Source organism: Microcystis sp. M169S2 (genome assembly GCF_020245865.1).
Classification (GTDB): domain Bacteria; phylum Cyanobacteriota; class Cyanobacteriia; order Cyanobacteriales; family Microcystaceae; genus Microcystis; species Microcystis ichthyoblabe_A.
The window spans coordinates 1-3,217 of record NZ_JADBUB010000105.1 but is presented as its reverse complement, the minus strand read 5'-3'; the positions used below and the strand labels follow the sequence as shown (position 1 = coordinate 3,217).

Below are 3,217 nucleotides of genomic sequence, written 5' to 3'. Positions count from 1 at the left end.
GCTTTCAAGACTCGGTTAACAATTTGTAATATTCCTTGTTGACACCCTTACTGACAAAGAAAAAACTGAAATCAAGTCAGGATAAGGGTTGGAGTGCTTACTGCAAAAATTGTTAAGAAAGATCCCTATAAGGGATAGCTTATCAAGGGGGGCAGGGGGGATCGAACCTAAAATCCATTTTTAATTTAATTATAACCAGCTACTTACCTTGAAGGTTCAATATCGAAAAAGATTTCTCAAAGATTTGAAGGCATTGAAAAACCAGCCTGTTTATGAACAAATTTTACAGCTTGCTTTTAGAGATTTACCCAATGCCAAATCATTGCAGGATTAAGAATATAGTTGAGAATATGCCCGATGCTCTCAAAAATGAACTTTTACATTATGCCGAATATTTGCTCACTAAGTCTGACCAAACAGAAGAAAATAAACAAGCAGCAAAAGAATCCGTAACTGTTAAAAGAACTTTAGCTGGTTCAATAAAAGGAACTTTCGTTTTACCTTTAGCTAATGACTTTGATGCTCCCTTAGAAGACTTTGAGGACTATAGGTAATGAGGAGTGCTTTAATAGATACTCATGTCTTTATCTGGTTAGCTGAGGATTACCCAATTTTGCCTGTTTCGCTGCGAGATAGTCTTGAAAATACCGATAATGTTTTTGTAAGTATTGCTATGGCATAGAACGAGTTAGTTAGGACGCTTTCAATTTTCAAACTCTTATCGGTCAAGGGTTTCAGCGATTGATTGTCCTAACCACCCCGCTCTTTGCTATAGTTTTTGGGAAATATCGATCAAGGTAAAAATTGGTAAACTCTCTCTCTGTTCTGAAATGACGATAACTCAAAAAGATTGGGATTGAATTGCTGTGATTACCACCGTATTGATAATATCGGGAACGGTACAACCGCGACTGAGATCATTGACAGGTTTTTTTAATCCCTGTAGGATTGGACCAATCGCTAAAGCTTTCGTTTCCCGCTGCACGGCTTTATAGGTATTATTACCTGTATTCAGGTCAGGAAAAATAAACACCGTCGCTTGGCCCGCCACCTCTGACCCCGGCATTTTTTGGGCGGCTACTTCCTTATCCACGGCCGCATCGTACTGAATTGGCCCTTCTAGCTTCAAATCGGGGCGTTTTTCCCTAGCGATTTTGGTCGCTTGTCGTACTTTTTCCACGTCTTCTCCCTGGCCCGATTGACCTGAAGAATAGGAAAGCAGGGCGATTCGAGGTTCAATTCCGAATTTTTGGGCGGTTTCGGCAGAAGATAGGGCTATTTCGGCTAATTCCTCGGCACTGGGGTCGGGATTCACCGCACAATCCCCATAAACCAAGACTCGATCCTCTAGACACATAAAAAAGACCGAGGAGACGATCGCACAATCGGGCTTAGTTTTGATAATCTGGAGTGCAGGCCGAATCGTGTGTTGAGTGGTATGCACTGCCCCCGATACCATACCATCAGCATCGCCTTGATACACCATTAAAGTGCCAAAATAGGAGACATCCTGAGCATAATCCCGGGCCATGTCGAGATTCATTCCCTTGGCTTTTCTCGCTTCGTAGAGGGTCTGCACATAGCTTTCAAAATGGGGACTAGCCACGGGGTCAATAATTTGCAGGCGATCGAGATCGAGAGTGATACCATGTTTTTTAATCACCATTGCAATCTCGTCTGGTTGTCCCAAGAGGGTTAAATCGACGATATCCTGTTCGATTAAAACTGTGGCCGCCTGGAGGATGCGCGGTTCGGTTCCTTCGGCCAAAACGATGTGACGTTTTTGCGCTTTGGCCTGTTGTACGAGATTATAGGTGAACATCTTCGGGGTAATCCCCTGGGTCCGCAAAGTGCGAATTTGCGCTTCTAGGCGATCGAGATTGATGTTACTGTGAAAAAGCTGCAGACTGAGGTTAATTTTATCGTAGTCCGTTGAGGTCAGGGTGGTCCGCACATTGTGGATGCGTTCGGCCGTGGTATAGGTATCGGTGGTGACGGAGAGAATCGGTAAGGGATCGGGCAAACCTTCAATTAAACGGGCGATCGAAGGATTGAGGTTATGACCTGCTGTTAAGACTATACCAGCTAATTGGGGATAATTGGCTGATTGGTGGGCCTGTAACATCCCGATAATCACATCGCCGCGATCCCAAGGAGTGATAATTAAACTATCTTCTTTTAACCGCTCTAGGGCATTTTGCATCTGCATGGCCACCACCAGAAAGTTACTAGCTAAACTATCTAATCTGTGCTGTCCGTAGAGAACTTTTGCCTGCAATTGTTGGGCGATTTCTGCCACTCGCGGGCTGCTCAGTTTGGCATTGTGGGGAATCACTCCTAGGGCATATTCTTGGGGAGGAAAAATTTTAGTTAGGGTTTTCCGTAATTCCTCTATTTTTTCCTCTTCAGCTTGATTGATAATAATCCCAATCACCGTACAACCTTTATCTTGGTAGGTGTCGCAGGAAATCAGGATCGGACTAAGGGCATCTTCGATACTGCGCTGGTAGGCATTACCTAATATTAAGATGGGATGGCCGAGATTTTTGGCGATTTCTGTATTTAGTTCAAATTCAAAGGCGGAATTTTCTTGCAGATAATCGGAACCTTCACAGAGGATAAAATCATATTTATTTTCTAAGTTTTTAAACTTTTTGATAATTCTTTCAATGATTTCATCAAATTTTTGTTGTACCAATAAATCCTTAACTTCTTCGTAACATAAACCGAAGGCTTCTTCGTAGGTTTGTTCTAATTTAAAATAATTGAGGATTAAGTCAATGTCTTCGTCCCGATGACCTTCGGAACAGTCGAGAACAATTGGCTGGAAAAAAGCAACTTTATTAGTTTTGCGGAGAATTAAGTCAATAATTCCTAAAGCTACTAACGCTTTACCGCTTCCCGTTGCCGTCGTGCTGATATATAAAGAGTTAGTCATGGGTAGAGCAGAATAATAACGAGGTGGGATTTAATTGGGCTACCCCAACCTTGAGGTGAGCGATTGATCCCCCCTTAATCCCCCCTTGATCCCCCCTTAATAAGGTGGTTTTGATCCCCCCTTAATCCCCCCTTAATAAGGCTGTCCTTTAGTCACATCTTTCTTAACATTTCAAACCTTTGTAGCACAAGGCTTTCAAGACTCGGTTAACAATTTGTAATATTCCTTGTTGACACCCTTACTGACAAAGAAAAAACTGAAATCAAGTCAGGATAAGGG

Annotated in this window: 2 protein-coding genes; one reads left to right on the top strand and one right to left on the bottom strand. The window is 42.6% G+C overall.

Annotation, left to right across the window (positions count from 1 at the left end):
* Positions 1–272 precede the first annotated feature (272 nt).
* Complete coding sequence (gene vapB, locus IM485_RS10775) at positions 273–554, top strand: type II toxin-antitoxin system VapB family antitoxin (RefSeq protein ID WP_238141957.1); 282 nt, start codon at positions 273–275, stop codon at positions 552–554.
* Between the two features lie 287 nt (positions 555–841).
* Here vapB and pta read toward each other — a convergent pair whose 3' ends face one another.
* The gene (pta, locus tag IM485_RS10770; RefSeq protein WP_104396380.1) at positions 842–2,938 is read right to left on the bottom strand and encodes a phosphate acetyltransferase; all 2,097 of its coding nucleotides are present in this window, start codon (positions 2,936–2,938) and stop codon (positions 842–844) included.
* Positions 2,939–3,217: the final 279 nt, after the last annotated feature.

Bases quoted from the DNA above. Each gene is read 5' to 3' on its own strand.
- vapB (WP_238141957.1), top strand. From the start codon at position 273: ATGAACAAATTTTACAGCTTGCTTTTAGAGATTTACCCAATGCCAAAT.
- pta (WP_104396380.1), bottom strand. From the start codon at position 2,938: ATGACTAACTCTTTATATATCAGCACGACGGCAACGGGAAGCGGTAAA.